Consider the following 16,222-nt stretch of genomic DNA (forward strand, 5'->3'; position numbering starts at 1 on the left):
GCTCACGCCGCCTGCTGCTGCTCGAGGGTCAGAACCGCGACCGTGCGCACCTGATAGCCCGACGCGATATCGTTGTAGCCGATGGTGCGTGTGAAAACATCATGGTTACGCAGCATCTGGATGAACGGGCGCCGGATATCCGGGGGCACGATGAAGATCGGTTTTTTTGCATCTTCCTGGATCGAGGGAAGGCGCTCCCTGACATGGGCGATGAAGCTCTCGACGAAATCCTTGCCCGGAGGCGGGCCGCCCTGGGGGTCCGGGTTGAGCATGCGGCGGAAATTGGTTTCGCAATCCGGGCCGAGGACCATGCCTTCGATGGTTTTGTTTCCATCGGCCACCGAATGGCAGATCTGCCGTTGCAGGAAGGTCCGCACGACCTCCGCATAGCCGTCGGGTTCCTTGGCGCGCTGCGTGGCCTGGACGAGGCCTTCGAGGATGAGCCGCGGCGGTGTCAGGCCGATCTGTTCGGCGAGTAGCCGACGCAGGGTCTCCACCATGTTGAGCAATGGCATGAGCTGCTGGATGTCATTCGCCATGCGCCCGACCGCCGGCTGGATATCCTCGAGCCATTGCTGGGCTTCCGGCACGCCGAAGAGCTGGGCGGCGTGTTGCCTGCGGACCTTTTCGACTTCAGTCGCGTATTGTTGCGCTTGTCGGTCAGTCATTGGCTTGGGCGGTGCCAGACCATCAATACGTAAGGTGACCGCTGGCACGTTATCGATACTGATGGAAAAAACGCCGTCATCGAGCCCGTCTGCATATTTGAAACCCACTGGTGGTGCTGAGAATCCCATCATTAAAAGAAATGCCTTTTTTCCCATTTCCACATACCGATACGCCGAATCCGGACACAACAAGGCCAGCGTCGCTGCATTCGCTCCGACCACGATGATATCCCCCTGCTGCGCCGGGCGAAGCGGCAGCGACGCATCATTGAGCGGATCCATCGGCTGATCCTCCGGCGCGCCCTCGGGCAATGCCGGCGGTGGCGCATCCGCCGGGGGCTGCGCGCCTTCGCCCGTTTCGGGGGCCGTGCCGTCGGTCTTTTCCGAACCCGTCGCAGCCTTCGCCTCGGTCGGATCGCGCCCCATGCGCCAGGCGACGTAGCATAATGTGCCGCCGAGGAGCATGAAAACGATGGTCGGAAAGCCCGGCGTGAATCCCATGCCGATCGCCACGAAACCGGCAACGCCCAGCGCCTTGGGTTCGGCGCCGAGCTGCCTGGTGATATCGCGGCCCAGATTGGAGCTCGTATCCGTGGTGACGCGGGTGACGATGGTGCCGGCGGCGAGCGCCATGAACATGGCCGGGATCTGCGCGATCAGCCCGTCGCCCACCGAGAGCAGCACATAGAGCTCTCCTGCCTCGCCGGCGGAGAGGCCGCGCTGCATCATGCCGATGGTCATGCCGCCGACGAGGTTGATGAAGACGATGATCAGGCCGGCAATGGCATCGCCCTTGACGAAACGCATGGCGCCGTCCATCGCGCCGTAGAACTGCATTTCGAGCTGCAGGGTCTGGCGCTTGTCGCGGGCCTCCTCGGCGGTGATGTCGCCGTTGCGCGCGTCATTGTCGATCGACATCTGCTTGCCGGGCAGGGCATCGAGGGTGAAGCGGGCGGAGACTTCCGAAATCCGCTCGGCGCCCTTCGTCACCACCATGAACTGCACGGTGGCGATGATCAGGAAGATCACCAGACCAACGACGAGATTGCCGCCGATGACGAATTCGCCGAAGGCCACGATCAGCTGGCCGGCATCGCCGGTGGCCAGGATCAGGCGCGTCGTCGCCACCGACATCGCCACCCGCAACATGCTGGTGAGCAGGATGATCGAGGGAAACGAGGACATCTCCAGCGGATGCTTGAGATAGGTGGCCGAGATCAGGATCACCAGTGACACTGTCAGATTGACGGCCAGAAGCCCGTCCACCAGCCAGGTCGGCAGCGGAAAGACCAGCATCACGACGATCATCACGAAGAAGAAGGCGAAGACCAGATCCTGGCGCTTCGACATCTCCGCGAGCAGGCGGTTGATCAGGCTCATCGCGAGAATTGTCCCCGGTTCGCGATTTCTACCAGGCGTAGCTTACACGCTCAAGTAGTCCGTCCCGGTTAACAACAATGGCGTTTTCGTCGATTTTTTCGATCCGCCCGCCATCGGGCAGCCGCTGCCCCTCGCCGTAGCGCTGTCCATCCGCGCCAATGGCGAAGGTCTCGGGGCGCAGCACCACTGCGGAGAAGAAAGGATCCTCGCGGGGCTCGGCGGTGATTTCCATGGTGATCGTGGCGACTGTACCATCCTGAAAGGCGCGCATCACGTCAATGGCGCGCTCGCGCTCGCCAGCGCTCAGGGCGCCGCTGACGAGAATGCCATCGGCCTCGGGTGCCACGACGAGCGGTGGCACGAGATTGGCATCGAGGAGCCGCGCTTGCAGGCGCTGGGTAGCGTTGGCCAGATTGACCGGCGCATCCGCTTCGTCCGGCGCCGCGAGATCTGCGGGCGGAATCGGCGTGACGCTGCGCAGGCGCGAAGGCTCCGACGGCGCGGTCGCTTCGGAAAGATCCGGCGCGGCGCGCTCGGCCTGCGGAGACGTCGGGAACTGTGCGGGTGTTTCCGGTCGCGGCAGTGGTGTCGAGAGCAGCCAACCGGCCAGCGCAAGCAGCAGCGCGCCGGTGAGCAGCACGGCGGGGCCGGAAGGTGCTTTGGCCAGCTTCTGGCGGCGCGGTGCGAGATCGATGCTGAAGGCATAATCCGAGGCGATCGCAAATTGTGCCCGGTCGGGAAACTGGACCGGGCGCCCGACGGGCAATTCCCGCTCGCGCGCCGTCACGCCATTGCACAGGGCGGTGAGCGTGATCATTCCCGCCGAGCCGATGCGCTCCAGCCGGATCACCAGCACTTCCGGCGCGTCGATATCGGTGATCACGACATCGCATTCCGGGTCGGCGCCCACAATGATCTCGCCGGCATCGAAACGATCCTCGAAGCAGGCCGCGCCGCGATCGCTCACAATGATGCGAAAATCGCCCTCGCGCGGAGCTACCGTGGCCGCAGCCGCGCGCAACTCGGCCTCGACGCGCGCGGCATCGGGCAGATCATCCGGCGTGAGCCCGGCATCATCCCGCGGATCAGGAGGATCGGGCGCCGGGCGCAGGCGGTTTTTCAGGGCTGCAAGCATGGCGCCCCCGTCACTCGCCGGAACGGGCGCGCTGGCCGAAGCGGATCACCTCGACCGGTGTGTCGATCTCGACGGGCGCGCGCAGGCCGACGATGATCGATTCGATGCGCGCCGAGAGACGCGGCGGCGCGAAGACGCGGGCAATGCCGTTCGATTCGTCCACCTCCAGCGCGAAATCCGCATTGACCAGCCCGAACCGGGCGATCGCATCGCGGATCTGCCGGTCGCTGGTGCGCCCGATCTGGAAGGTCTTCACCGTCGCCGTATCGGCGCGGGCAATGTCGATCAGATCCCGCTCGGCGAACCAGACCAGATTGAAATCGGCTCCGAGCCCGTCGAGGATTTCCTCCAGCGTCCCCTCCAGCCGCTGTCGGCTGACGATCTCGCGCTCCAGCCGGTCATTGAGACGCATGCGCAAACCGGCAATGCGGGCGAGATCGTTGAGCAGATCGGCAAGCGGGCGCTCGGTGACATGCATGAGGATGTCGGTGGTGAGCTTTTCGTGGTGGGGGGGGGTGTGGGTGTCGGCTTGGTTGAAGCGAACAATTGGTTTTTCGCCAGCGTCACCTGGCTGCTCCGGAGTGACGGGGCGTGTCTGCGTTGTACCGTGATCACCATGCGTCAATGGCAGAAAAGCTTCGGCACGATCTCCCGACCAGCCGGCCATGCCAAGACTGGCGAAGAATACCAATATAGGGAGCCTGTACCCGTTACGTGCCAATGTCGCGCTCTTTATCGCTTGCCGTCATAGAGGTCATGTGTGCTGCAGTGAAGCATACTAGCGAGGATTGTGCATTTTGGTTAATTTCAAGAATAATTTTTAATTATGTAAAATTTTGAAAATATAATTTTTATATATATAAAACTTTTTATTGACATAACTTTAAAAGTTTGATAGGAATTAAATGTATATATTTGAAAAGGAGACATCACAATGATTGGTTTTTTGGCAGATATCGCTGGCGGTGCCTTTAACGGTGCATTGGGTTCAATTACTGAGAATCTTCCGGGTGGGGATTTTATACAGAATGCGGTTGGGAATCTCACCGGGCAAAATGGTCCTCCGGGTCTCTCCGTTGAGGAGCAGATGGAACTTTCTGGGCAAGATACTGCTGATCAATTGGGTCTTTTAGCTCACGATACGGGTAACAGTGTGACTACATCAGTAGCCGGTGATGCAGCTGATGATATCATTACTGACACGAGGACCGAGATTGAGCGAGGAAACACCGTTAGGGATACTATTGATGAGACTACTCAGGCCATGGCCGAGGGAGATAAAGAATTTTTCGCATCATTGTTCGGTGCATAACCATTAAAACTGTGTGTGCGGGCAGTTTATTGCCCGCACACTTATTGTAGATCCTAGGAGAGTAAAAATGTCCAGTTTCGACATCCGATCGCGAATAGAAAGGGCGAACGAACGAGCTGATGAATTACGGAAGGCGATTATTAATTCTGCAGAATATTCAACTGCGTTCAGTTTATATGCGGGAGCGATAGAAAACCTTGTAGATAAATCTCAACAGCAAACCGCCCTTCAACGTACTTATGGTCAGACGAATCACACAATCATACAAGGGCAAATCGACCAATACGCAGAGAAATACGACCAGATTGAAAGCTGGATGCGCCACTACGGCTGACGCCTCACCTCCTACCACCCCAGCCCATTAACCCTATCCTCACACCCAACCCCCGATCCATTAATCCTTCATTGACTCTCTGCCCCATCGCCGCAACCATGCATCGCAGGTTCACAAGTGACGCATGCAGGGGAAAGCGACATGGCGGAGGGAATCGGTAATACGTCCTCGGTGACGACCGACACCACGTCGGCAATGCTGGAACAATTGTCCAGCGTCGTCGCGCAGAATCAGGCCTTCCAGTCGGCCATGCGTACGGCGGACAATATCAACACCCAGGAATCGATGAAGACCAGCCTCACGATCAATGCCAATACCGGGCAGCGCAAGGGGCTCGATACCTCCGTCGAAGCGCAGAACCAGGATTTCGCCAAGCGTCCGCAGGGCATCCAGATGCTCTATCGCCAGTAGGCGCAACCAGCGGGTGATCTCTCATGTCGGGTGGTGTGCTCTCTTCCGGATCCTTCGCAGGCGCGAACCCGAGCTATCTGGCTGAACTCCGGACGCGTCCGGTCCACGGGCCGCCTGAACCGACGAGGCCGGCCCCGGGAGCCCCGTCGCAACCCGCCACACCCGCCCCGGCACCGGGGACGGGTTCTTCCGCGTCCGGCCCTTCCGCTGCTGATGAAACGCGCGCGCAGGTCGCGCGCGACCGTGCCGTCTTCCGCGAGGCGATGGGCCTCGCCGTCCAGGATTTCGGCTTCAGGGAAGCCCTGCCCACAGCCGCCGAATCCCCCTCCCGCGCGGTCGCGCGAAAGCTCCCCGGCTCTCCCGAGAATCCCAACGCGGTGATGAAGGAAGTGCGCGCCGATATGGAAGCCTGGGAAGAACGCCGCGAAGCCAACCGCAAACTCATGCAGCAGCTCGACGCGATGGTCTATCGCAGCTGAGGCTTCAGGGTGAAGCGTCGTTGCGCGAGGGCGGTGCGGGAGGTGCTGCGGGCTGATCAGGTGCCGCGTCATCCGAAGCCGCGTCCCCGCCCGCGCCGTCCTCCGGCAATTCGTGGCGCATCAAGAGCGGCGTCTGCGCCAGCGCGAAGATGATGGTGATCGGCATGATGCCGAAGACCTTGAAGCTCACCCAGAAATCCGTCGTCTGCGTGCGCCAGACCACCTCGTTGATCGCGGCGAGGAAAAAGAAGAACAGCCCCCAGCGGAAGGTGAGCTTGTTCCAGCCCTCATCGGTCAGCTTGAAGACCGAATCGAGCACCACCGTCAGAAGCGGCTTGCCGAAATACAGCCCGACCAGCAGCACGATCCCGAACAGGGTATTCACGATGGTGGGTTTGAGCTTGATGAAGAGCTCGTCCTGCAAGAGCAGCGTCAGCCCGCCGAACACGACGACAACCACGGCGGATACCAGTGGCATCACGGGTAATTTGCGCACCAGCGCGTAATGAATGGCGAGCGCGATCACGGTTGCCACGGTGAACAAAGCCGTCGCGGCGAAGATATCGCCGCGCTGGTTGACGAAGAAGAAGATGACGAGCGGCCCCATCTCGAGCGCGAGCTTGAGCAGCGGGTTCAGCGGGGCCGGATGGGCCGGGTCTTCGGTGCGGATCATGCGCGCATCTCTAGCCCGTCCGGGCGCGCGAGGGAAGGGGCGCGCAGGCATGCGTGATCACGGCTGCGCGATGCGACCGGGTTTCAGCCGGATGCCTCCGCCTCGGCGTCTTCGTCCGGCTTGCGACGCAGGCTTTCCGGCGCCGGGTCGGTGATCAGATCCGCTGCGGTCACGCCCAGCGCGCCGGCGAGCTTCTCGATCAGATCGACGGAAGGGTTGCGCAGGCCGCGCTCGATCCCCGACACATAGGTGCGATCGACGCCGGACTCGCCGGCAAGCACCTCCTGCGACAGCTTCAGGCGATTGCGGGCGAGCCGAAGGTTGCGACCGAGGATCTGTCTGAGGCGGCTCATGCCCGATGCAAGCGCCAGTTTGTCGACCAAAGGTCTACAGATTCAACGTCACATTTCGCTTGTTGCGATGATCTGTAGATTATAGTCATCACGAATGAGCGATCCCTGCCTGATTCCCGTTGTGGCGGCACTGTTTCTTGGTGCAATTCTGCCGGGTGCCGCGCTGCTTATCATGAGTAGTGCCCTCAAGCGCAGATTGCAACGCTGTGATCCTGCGCGTATCGAGATACTCGCCGGGCGCTACCGCGCGCGTTTCGGTTCGCGCGCCGTGCAGGTCGTGCGCGAGCAGATCCAGGGCGCGCGTCTATGCGAGGATGCGCGCAGCGTCCGGCTGCTGCAGGCCATCAAGGCGCGCCTCGAGACGGGTTGAACCCGCCCTCGATCGGCGCGGCTTCATGCATGCGTGGATTTCTCCGCAGCGCCCGGGCGGTTTGCCCCGTGGACCGCCGCGCCCGTCATGGCGATGATGGGACGCGCGCAACAGGAGCCGACCATGACACAGCCATCCGGCATACCCCACGATCTCAACCTGACCGAGGCACGCCCCACCTTCGTGACGCATCTCGAATGCGCCATGACCGGGGAGATCTATGAAGCGGATACGCCGCACAATCTCTCGCGCGTCGGCCGCCCGCTTCTGGTGCGCTACGATCTCGACGGCGTGCGCAAGGCGCTCGACAAGGCTGCGCTCACTGCTCGCCCGCAGGATCTGTGGCGGTATCGCGAATTGCTGCCCGTGCGCCGAACCGAGGACATTGTCAGTCTCGGCGAGAATGCCACGCCGCTGATCCCGCTGCCGCGTCTGTCCGAGAAGCTCGGCAGCGGCGAGATTCTGGTCAAGGAGGAGGGCCGCCTGCCGACCGGTTCGTTCAAGGCACGCGGCCTCGTCATGGCCGTCTCCATGGCGAAAGCCTTCGGCATCCGCCATATCGCCATGCCCACGAACGGCAATGCCGGCGCCGCCCTCTCGGCCTATGCGACGCGCGCGGGCATTCGCACCACGGTTTTCTGCCCGGAGGATACGCCGGAGGTGAACATTTCCGAGATCGCGATCCAGGGTTCGGACGTCTACCGCGTCAACGGGCTGATCGACGATTGCGGCAAGATCGTCGGCCAGGGCAAGGAGGAAGCCGGCTGGTTCGACTTCTCCACGCTGAAGGAGCCCTACCGGATCGAGGGCAAGAAGACGATGGGGCTGGAACTTGCCGAGCAGCTCGGCTGGGAGGTCCCCGATGCGATCTTCTATCCCACCGGCGGCGGCACCGGCCTGATCGGCATGTGGAAGGCCTTCGACGAGTTGGAGAAGATCGGCTTCATCGGCTCGAAGCGCCCGCGCATGATCGCGGTTCAGGCCGAGGGCTGCGCACCGATCGTCAGGGCCTATGAGGCGGGCGAGGAACACGCGCCGCGCTGGGAGGATGCGCAGACCATCGCCTGGGGCGTGCGCGTGCCGCAGGCCGTCGGCGATTTCCTGATCCTGCGCGCGGTGCGCGAGAGCAACGGCTATGCCATGGCGGTCTCGGACCGGGAGATCACGCAAGGCCTTGCGGAAGTGGCGCAGACGGAGGGGCTGCTGCTCTGCCCGGAAGGCGCTGCGACCTGGGCGGCTTACAAGCGTTCGCTCGCGGAAGGGCGGATCGGCAAGCACGAGCGGGTGATGCTGTTCAACTGCGCCACCGGGCTGAAATACCCGCTGCCGCGCGCCGAGCAGAGCCTCGACCGGCATCAGCCGATCGATTACGCGCGCTTCGGTTGAGAGCATCATTCCGTCAGGTGGATACCGGCTGACGGATAAAAATGATGCGCCAGGGAATAACTCAGAGCGGATCAGCTCTCCAGAGCCGACGCCACCGCCTCGATTGCCGCATCGGCCTTCGCCCCGTCCGGCCCGCCGGCCTGGGCCATGTCGGGACGTCCGCCGCCGCCCTTGCCGCCGAGTGCGGCGGAGCCCGCACGCACCAGCGTGACCGCATCGAAGCGCTCGGTCAGATCTTTGGTGACGCCCACGACGATGCCGGCCTTGCCGTCATCAGATACGCCGACAATGGCGACGATGCCCGAGCCGATCTTGCGCTTGGCGTCGTCGGCGAGGCTCTTGAGATCCTTCATCTCGACGCCGGTGACGCTGCGACCGAGGAATTTCACGCCGGCGACGTCGCGCACGGCCTCCGCCGCGCCGTCACCACCGCCGCCGCCAAGCGCGAGCTTCCTGCGCGCTTCCGCGAGATCGCGTTCGAGCTTGCGGCGCTCTTCGAGCAGGGAGGCGAGCCGGGTCGGGGCATCCTCGACGCTGGTCTTGAGCAGGCCCGCGATCGTGCGCAGATTGCGGCTCTCGCGGGTGAGGTGATCGCGCGCGGCATCACCGGTCAGCGCCTCGATCCGCCGCACGCCGGCGGAGACCGCCCCTTCCGCCACGATCGAGACGAGGCCGATATCGCCGGTGCGCCGGGCATGGGTGCCGCCGCACAATTCGATGGAGAACGGCTTTGCCGCGCCTTCCGGGGCAAACTCTTCCGGATAGCTGCCCATGGAGACGACGCGCACCTCGTCACCGTATTTCTCGCCGAACAGGGCGCGCGCACCGGATTCGATCGCCTCGTCCACCGCCATCAGCTTGGTGGTAACCGGGGCGTTCTGGAGCACCAGCGCATTGGTCAGGCGCTCCACCTGCGCCAGCTCTTCATCGCTCATCGGCTTGGGATGACTGATATCGAAGCGCAGCCGCTCGGGTGCGACCAGCGAACCTTTCTGGGCAACGTGATCGCCGAGCACGAGCCGCAGGGCCTCGTGCAGCAGATGCGTCGCGGAATGGTTGGCGCGGATGGCGGCGCGACGGGCGTGATCGACTGTGAGCTCGACCGGCTGGCCGCTGCGCAGGCTGCCTTCCTCCACGGTGACGTGATGCACGAAGAGATCGCCGAGTTTTTTCTCCGTCTGCGTCACGCGGGCGCGAATGCCCGGTGCCGCGATCGTGCCGGTATCGCCGACCTGGCCGCCGGATTCGCCGTAGAACGGGGTCTGGTTCAGCACCACGAGACCGCTTTCGCCCGAGGCCAGCGCATCGACCTCCTCGCCCTGGCGCAACAGTGCGCGCACGACGCCTTCCGCCTTCTCGGTATCGTAGCCGAGGAAATCGGTGGCGCCGACGCGCTCGCGCACGCCGAACCAGACCGTCTCCGTCGCGGCCTCGCCGGAGCCAGCCCAGGCGGCGCGGGCGCGCTCGCGCTGGGCTTCCATCGCCGCCTCGAAGCCGGCGAGATCGACCGCCACCCCGCGATTGCGCAGGGCGTCCTGAGTCAGATCAAGGGGGAAGCCGTAGGTGTCGTAGAGCGTGAAGGCGGTCTCGCCGGGGAGCTGGTCGCCGCTGCCGAGCCCCTGCGCGGCTTCTTCCAGCAGGCCGAGCCCGCGCTCCAGCGTCTTGCGAAAACGGCGTTCTTCAAGCAGCAGCGTCTCCTCGATCAGGCCTTCGGCGCGCACCAGTTCGGGGAAGGCCTGGCCCATCTCGCGCACGAGGGCGGGGACGAGGCGGTGCATCAGCGGATCGCGTGAGCCGAGCAGCTGGGCATGGCGCATGGCGCGGCGCATGATCCGGCGCAGCACGTAGCCGCGTCCCTCGTTCGAGGGCAGCACCCCGTCAGCAACGAGGAAGGAGCAGGCGCGCAGATGGTCGGCGATGACACGGTGCGAGGCCGATTGCGGGCCATCCGCATCGACATTGGTGAAATTCTCCACCTGCCCGATCAGGGCGCGCATCATGTCGGTGGCGTAATTGTCGTGCGTGCCCTGGATCACGGCGGAGATGCGCTCGAGCCCCATTCCGGTATCGATCGAGGGCGAGGGCAGGGCGATCTGCTCGCCGCTCTCGAGCTGCTCGAACTGCATGAAGACGAGGTTCCAGATCTCGATGAAGCGATCGCCATCCTCGTCGGGCGAGCCGGGCGGGCCGCCGGGGATGTGATCGCCGTGATCGTAGAAGATCTCCGAGCAGGGGCCGCAGGGGCCGGTATCGCCCATGCGCCAGAAATTGTCGTCGGAAGCAATGCGGATGATCTTCGATTCGGGCAGGCCGGCAACCTTCTTCCACAGATCGACAGCTTCATCATCATCGGCATAGACGGTGACGAGGAGCTTTTCGGCAGGCAGGCCGAATTCCTTCGTCACGAGGTTCCAGGCAAGCTCGATGGCGAGTGGCTTGAAATAATCGCCGAAGGAGAAATTTCCCAGCATTTCGAAGAATGTATGGTGGCGCGCGGTATAGCCGACATTGTCGAGATCATTATGTTTGCCGCCGGCGCGCACGCATTTCTGCGAGCTCACAGCGCGCGAATAGGGCCGGTGCTCGACGCCGGTGAAGACGTTCTTGAACTGCACCATCCCCGCCGCCGTAAACATCAGTGTCGGATCGTTGCGTGGCACGAGCGGACTCGACGCTACGATCTCGTGACCATGTTTGGCGAAATAGTTCAGGAAGGCTGACCGGATTTCGTTGACGCCGCTCATGTACTGCTCTGTTCGTATACGTGGTGGCCAGGCGGGGAGCCCAAGCTCGTTCCGACGGTTCTAAGGGCACCGCAGCGCATTGTCGAGAGTGCTGAACACATGCAACAGCAAAGGCCTCGCGCTGTCTCGTCCGAACACATGAAGCGCGGGTTTGCACAGTGATGTACGCGGTATCAGAAGCTGTCCTCTGGCAATCCGATGCCGTGGTTCGAAAACGACCGCAGCATGAGACGGGTCGTTCCTTCGAACACGCGCTGGTCCTTGAATATGTCGCGCGAGTGAAAACCCAGATCGTTGCGAAAGAGGATCATCCGTCCGACGGCCTGCGGTACGAACTTGCGCTGAGCTCGCGTTTCGATCGAGGTGCGGATATCTGAGACCAAGCCGTTCTCGTCGTCCAGAATTTCCCCGTTGAGAAACAGATGAATATCGTCGCCATTCTTCCAGATCACGGGAATCTCACGGAAATAGTCCAGCGCGGACACGTTCTCAAGGGTGCTCTCGTAGATGATGGGTGTAGGGCGGTAACGGAACCGACGCTGTTCACCCCGAGCGGCAAAGGTCTGACAATCTGGCCAGGAACGTTTGTCTGCCCAATAAAAATTCCCCGGGCTGTCGTATCCAATAAATAGATTAATCAGGGATACATAGCGAGGTATGATAAAGCTTCCATTTTGAAAAAATCCATCATTATGGAATCCGAGTTTTATTTCTGGTGAGTAAAATTTGGCACCTGCATCACGTAATCCATTAAGTATTTTATTCGTACTTTTGTAAGCGGTAAAAGGAAGATTGTTTCTAAAATCAATCGCGGGAGAAAAAATATTTCGATTAATTGTTTCAAATATAAAAGCTAAGCTGAGTGTGCGTGTCTTCATGTCTATCGTTGCTTCGGGAAGCTGGATATCAACGCAAACCATGCCTGGCCCGTCATTGTCGTCCAGGCTTGCAAGCAGTGTGTCGTCTGCGAGGTAATCCAGCACCGCTCGACCGGCATCACTGTCGCCGGCGATGCCTAGATCGGATAATGAGCCGATGCCGGAGCGTGCAATATGCGCTGAAACGATCGAAGTAATCCCGGGATCGATGCGCAATATCGGAGTTTTATCCATAAATGCTTCTCAGTCGAGCGGAAAGCGGGCCCAAATCATTTCGGCCCGCCTATGTATCAACCTTGCTGGCTTTCATCTGCTACGTCGCTGCACTCCGGTGAGGTAAGGCAGGGATCGACATCCCCCAAGAGCTCGTCGAGCGCGTCCTGGACCTCTTGCATCTCGGTCTCGTCAGACATTTTCGGATTCTCCCGTAGCGGGGCTGACCGCCAGCCCAGAGTATCAAAGATTGTAGTTGGTCGCAGGTCTCTAGTCAATCCCAGGTGCTTAATCATGGTCGAAAGGCAATCATGGTATGCTACAAGACACCCCGCGTACCAATCGTGACCCGTGCGTCAAACGTCCATTGACGTCTGCCGCGGCTCGTCGCCGTGGATGTGAACGATGCGGGTAGAGGATGCCAGAGCCCGAGCCGGCAGGCGGTGCGATAGGAAGAGCGTGCCCCCTTCACCCCCGGCTCACCGGGATGATCAGCGCCAGCAGCGCAGCAAAAATTGAGAGGGCGGCGGCGAAGACGATGAAGAGGACGAGCGCGAGCAGCAGATGCGGCCAGCCCGGGCGGGTTTGCTCCCCGGAACTGCGCCCCAGCCGGGTCAGCGCCGCGCGGGTGAGATCGTTGAATCGTCCGCGTCCGCGCGTGCCCTGCGCGAGCACCACCATGAAGAAGGGCAGGGCGCTGATTGCCGTCGCCCAGAGATAGACTCCCGAGAGATTGCCCATATGGGCCGCGCCCGCGAGGGTCGGGGCGACGACCTGCAGGGCGATGAGGGGATTGCCGCCGAAAGAACCGTAATATTCAGCTGCGAGATAATAGCTGATCGCGTGCATGCCGAAAAAGAGGAAGCCCCGCGTGAACAGATCGGCGCCGAGCACGGCAGCTGTGCTGCGCCCGTCATTGCCGCGCGTGACGAAGGCGCGGTAGTTGGCAAAGCCGATCGCGTTGATCACGAAGACGATCAGCAGCCCGCTCGCCATGATCTGGCGCAGAAACGCATTAAGCAGCATGGGATCGTCCATGAGCCCTGCGCGCAGGGCGGGGTAGGTCAGGATGTAGAAACCCGTCGCGAGCAGCAGGCCGATCATGCTCAGGGCGAAGCTCTGCAGCGCAAAGCGCAGCCAGCCGGTCTGCGCGGAAAACAATACGCTCAGCCAGCGCAGATACGCGATCTGCTGCCCGCCTTGATGCGTTTCCGGGTTGCCGTCCGCCATGGTCTGCCTTCTCCCTCGCGCTGGCAGGATGCTGCGCCGTAGACCGCAAGCTAAGCCAGCTTGGGCAAATGGGAAGTCCCGTTCATGAATTGCTGCGCGGCGTGGGGGTAAATAATGCTCTTTATGATTGTAATTCCGGTGGTGGTTGCCTGAATGCTGCGATGCTTAAGCCTCCTTAAAGGAAGCCCGGCCTATTCTTGCACGCGCGTGTTCATTCGACGGGAGTTCCTTCATGACCGCAGGCGAGCCTCATGCGGCCCGAGAAACCGCCATCGTGCCGGGCGCTGAACGGCGCCGCTTCGCGCGCGTCGATGTTGCCCTCGACGGCCGCTACATGCTGGCCGATCGCAAGGATCACCCCTGTCGCAGTGTTTCGATCTCACCGGGCAATCTGACGCTGGCGGCGCCGGTCATCGGGGCGATCGGCGAGCGGGTGGTCTGCCATTTGCCGCTGCTGGGGCGCCTCGAAGGGGAGATCGTGCGCCACGTGCCGGATGGCTTCGCCATGTCGATGATCACCTCGCGCCGGCAGCGCCTGCATCTGGCCGATCAGCTCACCTGGCTGGCCAACCGCGACGCGCTCGGGCTTGGCGACGAACGGGCCGGTGAGCGGCTGGTGCCGTCAAAGCGCAGCGTTTTCATCACCCTGGCCGACGGTCAGCGCCTGAAGGGGCGCGTCCTGGACCTCTCACGCACCGGCGCCGGCCTCACGGTTTCGCAGAGCCTCGTGCCTGGAACGATGCTCACCATCGGCAAGACGCGCGCGCGCGTGGTACGCGCGACCGAGGAGGCGATCGGCGTTCATTTCCATGAAGCCATTCCCGCTGATGTGTTCAACGAGGACATTCGTCTGTAAGCGTTTCACGCCATCCGGGTGTGAAGGATTGCGCAACTTCCCCGCCATGCGCCGGTGATAGGTTCTTCCCCAACGACATGAAGGCTTCGGGGAGGATTATCGCAATGGATCACGCGCAACTGCGCCAGGCGTTTACGGGCATATCCGGAATTCTGGTCACACCTTTCGATGCGGATGACGGGCTCGCCCCGCAGCTTCTGGCCCCGATCGTGGATGGCGCGGTGAATGCCGGCGTGCATATTCTCGTTGCCAACGGCAATACCGGCGAATTCTACGGGCTCACCATCGAGGAAGCCGAGCGCATGGTGCATGCGGCGGCCGAGCATGTGGCGGGGCGCGTGCCGCTGATCGGCGGGGTCGGGCGCTCGGTGAAGGATGCACAACGCCTCGCCAAAGCTTCGCGGGCGGCGGGTGCGCAGGCGATCATGGTGCACCAGCCACCCGACCCCTTCGTCGCCCCGCGCGGCGTCGTCGCCTATGTCGAGGCGGTCGCCGAGGCAGCTGAGGGGCTGCCGCTGATGCTCTATCTGCGCAATGACGCGATCGGCACGGCCGCGATCGCCCAGCTTTGCGCCATTCCCGGCGTGATGGGCGTGAAATGGGCGACGCCCGCGCCCCTGCGCCTCGCGGAGGCGATGCGTGCCTGTGACCCGCAGATCGTCTGGGTGGGCGGTCTGGCCGAGGTCTGGGCCCCGCCGCTCTATGCGGTGGGGGCGCGCGGCTTCACCTCCGGGCTGATCAATGTCTGGCCTGAGCGCTCCGTCGCCATCCATGCCGCGCTGGAGGCGGGTGATTATCCGCGCGCCATGGAACTGATCGACGGCATGGCCGAGTTCGAGGCGATTCGCGCCGAGGAGATGAACGGCACCAACGTCACCGGCGTGAAGGCGGCCCTGCAGGTGCTCGGCCATGATTGCGGCCCCACGCGCCCGCCTTCCGCCTGGCCGCTGACGGACCAGCAGCGCGAGCGGCTCGAAGCCATGATCGCGCAATGGGGCATCCGCTTCGATTGAAAACTCTCGCGCCGCTCTGCCCGGGCGGACAACAACCAAGGAGGAGGCGCTGATGGCCCTCAACGAGACCACCTGCGAAAAGCTGTCCCATGTCAGCACCGCAACCCTGTGCACCGCCTTGTTCAAGCGCGGCCTGCGCAACCAGTTCATCCAGGACGTGCATCCGCTCGCGCCGAACCGGGAAGGGCCGAACATGGTCGGACCGGCCTTCACCCTGCGCTACATGCCCGCACGCGAGGATCTCAACCCGATCACCGCCTTCGAGGATCGCGCCCATCCCCAGCGCAAGGCGATCGAGGAATGCCCGGCGGGCTCGGTCTTCATGATCGACAGCCGCAAGGATGCCCGCGCGGCCTCGGCCGGCTCGATCCTGGTGACGCGCCTGATGGTGCGCGGCGTGGCCGGGATCGTTACCGATGGCGGGCTGCGCGATGCGCCGGAAATCGCCGATCTGGCAATCCCCGCCTATCACAACCGGCCTTCCGCCCCCACCAATCTCACCCTGCACCAGGCGATCGACATCAACGTTCCGATCGGCTGCGGCGATGTCCCGGTCTTTCCCGGTGACATCGTGGTGGGGGACCGCGAGGGCGTCGTGGTAATCCCGGCGGGCATCGCCGACGAGATCGCCGACGAGGCCGTGGCAATGACCGCGTTCGAGGATTTCGTCACCGAGCAGGTCCGCGCCGGGCGCTCGATCCTCGGGCTCTATCCTGCCACCGACCCGCAGACGAAGGTGGATTTCGCGGCCTGGCGGGAGGCGAACGGGCGCTAACTCTTATTGAGC

At 62.6% G+C, this 16,222-nt stretch carries 18 protein-coding genes; 9 read left to right on the plus strand and 9 right to left on the minus strand.

Annotation, left to right across the window (positions count from 1 at the left end):
* Positions 1 to 2 precede the first annotated feature (2 nt).
* From GA0071312_RS07215 to GA0071312_RS07225, 3 genes are read right to left on the minus strand one after another with little or no spacing between them, the layout of a single operon-like run.
* A complete protein-coding gene (locus tag GA0071312_RS07215) occupies positions 3 to 2,048 on the minus strand; it encodes a flagellar biosynthesis protein FlhA (RefSeq protein ID WP_074444401.1) in 2,046 nt (681 codons plus the stop codon).
* A gap of 28 nt (positions 2,049 to 2,076) precedes the next feature.
* Positions 2,077 to 3,183, minus strand: coding sequence for a SctD/MshK family protein (locus tag GA0071312_RS07220; RefSeq protein WP_074444402.1), 1,107 nt, complete (start codon positions 3,181 to 3,183; stop codon positions 2,077 to 2,079).
* A gap of 10 nt (positions 3,184 to 3,193) precedes the next feature.
* On the minus strand, positions 3,194 to 3,661 hold the full coding sequence (locus GA0071312_RS07225) for a hypothetical protein (RefSeq protein ID WP_074444403.1): 468 nt from the start codon (positions 3,659 to 3,661) through the stop codon (positions 3,194 to 3,196).
* A 456-nt stretch (positions 3,662 to 4,117) separates the two neighbouring features.
* Between GA0071312_RS07225 and GA0071312_RS19620 the strand changes: the two genes are divergently transcribed.
* From GA0071312_RS19620 to GA0071312_RS07235, 4 genes are all read left to right on the plus strand, one after another.
* Positions 4,118 to 4,495: a hypothetical protein gene (locus GA0071312_RS19620; RefSeq protein ID WP_131817733.1), complete on the plus strand. Its 378-nt coding sequence runs from the start codon at positions 4,118 to 4,120 to the stop codon at positions 4,493 to 4,495.
* A gap of 67 nt (positions 4,496 to 4,562) precedes the next feature.
* The gene (locus GA0071312_RS19625; protein WP_131817734.1) at positions 4,563 to 4,829 is read left to right on the plus strand and encodes a hypothetical protein; all 267 of its coding nucleotides are present in this window, start codon (positions 4,563 to 4,565) and stop codon (positions 4,827 to 4,829) included.
* Between the two features lie 141 nt (positions 4,830 to 4,970).
* Positions 4,971 to 5,240 carry a hypothetical protein gene (locus tag GA0071312_RS07230; RefSeq protein WP_074444404.1) on the plus strand — a complete coding sequence of 90 codons (270 nt, stop codon included), beginning with the start codon at positions 4,971 to 4,973 and terminating at the stop codon, positions 5,238 to 5,240.
* Positions 5,241 to 5,503: 263 nt separating this feature from the next.
* Entirely contained in the window at positions 5,504 to 5,719 is a 216-nt protein-coding gene (locus GA0071312_RS07235; protein WP_074444405.1) for a hypothetical protein, read from the plus strand.
* Between the two features lie 4 nt (positions 5,720 to 5,723).
* On the opposite strand, the gene GA0071312_RS07240 is transcribed toward GA0071312_RS07235, so the two are convergent.
* Both GA0071312_RS07240 and GA0071312_RS07245 read right to left on the minus strand, forming a co-directional pair.
* A complete protein-coding gene (locus tag GA0071312_RS07240; protein WP_083204412.1) occupies positions 5,724 to 6,392 on the minus strand; it encodes a septation protein A in 669 nt (222 codons plus the stop codon).
* An 83-nt stretch (positions 6,393 to 6,475) separates the two neighbouring features.
* Positions 6,476 to 6,745, minus strand: a complete 270-nt coding sequence (locus GA0071312_RS07245; RefSeq protein ID WP_074444406.1) for a helix-turn-helix domain-containing protein — start codon at positions 6,743 to 6,745, stop codon at positions 6,476 to 6,478.
* Positions 6,746 to 6,917: 172 nt separating this feature from the next.
* Between GA0071312_RS07245 and GA0071312_RS07250 the strand changes: the two genes are divergently transcribed.
* Together GA0071312_RS07250 and GA0071312_RS07255 are read left to right on the plus strand one after the other, a co-directional pair.
* Positions 6,918 to 7,115 (plus strand): hypothetical protein, encoded by a 198-nt coding sequence (locus tag GA0071312_RS07250; RefSeq protein ID WP_131817735.1) that lies wholly within the window; start codon positions 6,918 to 6,920, stop codon positions 7,113 to 7,115.
* A gap of 123 nt (positions 7,116 to 7,238) precedes the next feature.
* The gene (locus tag GA0071312_RS07255; protein ID WP_074445985.1) at positions 7,239 to 8,501 is read left to right on the plus strand and encodes a threonine synthase; all 1,263 of its coding nucleotides are present in this window, start codon (positions 7,239 to 7,241) and stop codon (positions 8,499 to 8,501) included.
* A 71-nt stretch (positions 8,502 to 8,572) separates the two neighbouring features.
* On the opposite strand, the gene alaS is transcribed toward GA0071312_RS07255, so the two are convergent.
* The 4 genes from alaS to GA0071312_RS07270 form a co-directional block, all read right to left on the minus strand.
* Complete coding sequence (alaS, locus tag GA0071312_RS07260) at positions 8,573 to 11,245, minus strand: alanine--tRNA ligase (protein WP_074444408.1); 2,673 nt, start codon at positions 11,243 to 11,245, stop codon at positions 8,573 to 8,575.
* A gap of 173 nt (positions 11,246 to 11,418) precedes the next feature.
* Positions 11,419 to 12,357 carry a hypothetical protein gene (locus GA0071312_RS19630; RefSeq protein WP_131817736.1) on the minus strand — a complete coding sequence of 313 codons (939 nt, stop codon included), beginning with the start codon at positions 12,355 to 12,357 and terminating at the stop codon, positions 11,419 to 11,421.
* A 56-nt stretch (positions 12,358 to 12,413) separates the two neighbouring features.
* Complete coding sequence (locus GA0071312_RS20460; RefSeq protein ID WP_275261967.1) at positions 12,414 to 12,536, minus strand: hypothetical protein; 123 nt, start codon at positions 12,534 to 12,536, stop codon at positions 12,414 to 12,416.
* 268 nt (positions 12,537 to 12,804) lie between these two features.
* Positions 12,805 to 13,566 (minus strand): hypothetical protein, encoded by a 762-nt coding sequence (locus tag GA0071312_RS07270; RefSeq protein WP_074444410.1) that lies wholly within the window; start codon positions 13,564 to 13,566, stop codon positions 12,805 to 12,807.
* 232 nt (positions 13,567 to 13,798) lie between these two features.
* Between GA0071312_RS07270 and GA0071312_RS07275 the strand changes: the two genes are divergently transcribed.
* The 3 genes from GA0071312_RS07275 (at position 13,799) to GA0071312_RS07285 (ending at position 16,210) form a co-directional block, all read left to right on the plus strand.
* On the plus strand, positions 13,799 to 14,422 hold the full coding sequence (locus tag GA0071312_RS07275) for a PilZ domain-containing protein (protein ID WP_074444411.1): 624 nt from the start codon (positions 13,799 to 13,801) through the stop codon (positions 14,420 to 14,422).
* Positions 14,423 to 14,526: 104 nt separating this feature from the next.
* The gene (locus GA0071312_RS07280; RefSeq protein WP_074444412.1) at positions 14,527 to 15,435 is read left to right on the plus strand and encodes a dihydrodipicolinate synthase family protein; all 909 of its coding nucleotides are present in this window, start codon (positions 14,527 to 14,529) and stop codon (positions 15,433 to 15,435) included.
* A gap of 52 nt (positions 15,436 to 15,487) precedes the next feature.
* Positions 15,488 to 16,210: a ribonuclease activity regulator RraA gene (locus GA0071312_RS07285; RefSeq protein WP_074444413.1), complete on the plus strand. Its 723-nt coding sequence runs from the start codon at positions 15,488 to 15,490 to the stop codon at positions 16,208 to 16,210.
* The last annotated feature ends 12 nt before the right edge of the window (positions 16,211 to 16,222 follow it).

The organism is Saliniramus fredricksonii (assembly GCF_900094735.1).
In the GTDB taxonomy this organism is placed as follows: Bacteria; Pseudomonadota; Alphaproteobacteria; order Rhizobiales; family Beijerinckiaceae; genus Saliniramus; species Saliniramus fredricksonii.

What these genes read in the sequence shown, in the direction of transcription:
- GA0071312_RS07215 (WP_074444401.1), bottom strand. Translation starts at nt 2,048, where the DNA reads ATGAGCCTGATCAACCGCCTGCTCGCGGAGATGTCGAAGCGCCAGGAT.
- GA0071312_RS07220 (WP_074444402.1), bottom strand. Translation starts at nt 3,183, where the DNA reads ATGCTTGCAGCCCTGAAAAACCGCCTGCGCCCGGCGCCCGATCCTCCT.
- GA0071312_RS07225 (WP_074444403.1), bottom strand. Translation starts at nt 3,661, where the DNA reads ATGCATGTCACCGAGCGCCCGCTTGCCGATCTGCTCAACGATCTCGCC.
- GA0071312_RS19620 (WP_131817733.1), top strand. Translation starts at nt 4,118, where the DNA reads ATGATTGGTTTTTTGGCAGATATCGCTGGCGGTGCCTTTAACGGTGCA.
- GA0071312_RS19625 (WP_131817734.1), top strand. Translation starts at nt 4,563, where the DNA reads ATGTCCAGTTTCGACATCCGATCGCGAATAGAAAGGGCGAACGAACGA.
- GA0071312_RS07230 (WP_074444404.1), top strand. Translation starts at nt 4,971, where the DNA reads ATGGCGGAGGGAATCGGTAATACGTCCTCGGTGACGACCGACACCACG.
- GA0071312_RS07235 (WP_074444405.1), top strand. Translation starts at nt 5,504, where the DNA reads ATGGGCCTCGCCGTCCAGGATTTCGGCTTCAGGGAAGCCCTGCCCACA.
- GA0071312_RS07240 (WP_083204412.1), bottom strand. Translation starts at nt 6,392, where the DNA reads ATGATCCGCACCGAAGACCCGGCCCATCCGGCCCCGCTGAACCCGCTG.
- GA0071312_RS07245 (WP_074444406.1), bottom strand. Translation starts at nt 6,745, where the DNA reads ATGAGCCGCCTCAGACAGATCCTCGGTCGCAACCTTCGGCTCGCCCGC.
- GA0071312_RS07250 (WP_131817735.1), top strand. Translation starts at nt 6,918, where the DNA reads ATGAGTAGTGCCCTCAAGCGCAGATTGCAACGCTGTGATCCTGCGCGT.
- GA0071312_RS07255 (WP_074445985.1), top strand. Translation starts at nt 7,239, where the DNA reads ATGACACAGCCATCCGGCATACCCCACGATCTCAACCTGACCGAGGCA.
- alaS (WP_074444408.1), bottom strand. Translation starts at nt 11,245, where the DNA reads ATGAGCGGCGTCAACGAAATCCGGTCAGCCTTCCTGAACTATTTCGCC.
- GA0071312_RS19630 (WP_131817736.1), bottom strand. Translation starts at nt 12,357, where the DNA reads ATGGATAAAACTCCGATATTGCGCATCGATCCCGGGATTACTTCGATC.
- GA0071312_RS20460 (WP_275261967.1), bottom strand. Translation starts at nt 12,536, where the DNA reads ATGTCTGACGAGACCGAGATGCAAGAGGTCCAGGACGCGCTCGACGAG.
- GA0071312_RS07270 (WP_074444410.1), bottom strand. Translation starts at nt 13,566, where the DNA reads ATGGCGGACGGCAACCCGGAAACGCATCAAGGCGGGCAGCAGATCGCG.
- GA0071312_RS07275 (WP_074444411.1), top strand. Translation starts at nt 13,799, where the DNA reads ATGACCGCAGGCGAGCCTCATGCGGCCCGAGAAACCGCCATCGTGCCG.
- GA0071312_RS07280 (WP_074444412.1), top strand. Translation starts at nt 14,527, where the DNA reads ATGGATCACGCGCAACTGCGCCAGGCGTTTACGGGCATATCCGGAATT.
- GA0071312_RS07285 (WP_074444413.1), top strand. Translation starts at nt 15,488, where the DNA reads ATGGCCCTCAACGAGACCACCTGCGAAAAGCTGTCCCATGTCAGCACC.